The organism is Streptomyces sp. NRRL F-5126 (assembly GCF_000721265.1).
Classification (GTDB): domain Bacteria; phylum Actinomycetota; class Actinomycetes; order Streptomycetales; family Streptomycetaceae; genus Streptomyces.
In genome coordinates this window covers 1-228 of sequence record NZ_JOFZ01000158.1, presented here as the reverse complement: position 1 = coordinate 228, position 228 = coordinate 1, and the positions used below count along the sequence as shown (strand labels likewise).

1 protein-coding gene is annotated in these 228 nt (G+C 68.4%); it reads left to right on the top strand.

Annotation, left to right across the window (positions count from 1 at the left end; all coding sequences use genetic code 11):
- On the top strand, positions 1-228 hold a 228-nt coding region (locus IH48_RS34155; protein WP_037844362.1), incomplete at both ends, for a ketoreductase domain-containing protein.

Sequence of the window (228 nt, the reverse complement as noted above, 5' to 3'; positions counted from 1 at the left end):
GTCCTCCAGGACGCCACGCTGCCCAACCTCACCCCAGACCACCTGGACGCCGTCCTGCGGCCAAAGGCCGACAGCGCCTGGAACCTGCACCAGCAGACCAAACACCTCAACCTCAGCGCCTTCATCCTCTACTCCTCAGCCGCCGGAACCCTCGGCAACCCCGGCCAGGCCAACTACGCCGCCGCCAACACCTTCCTCGACGCCCTCGCCCACCACCGCCACACCCAC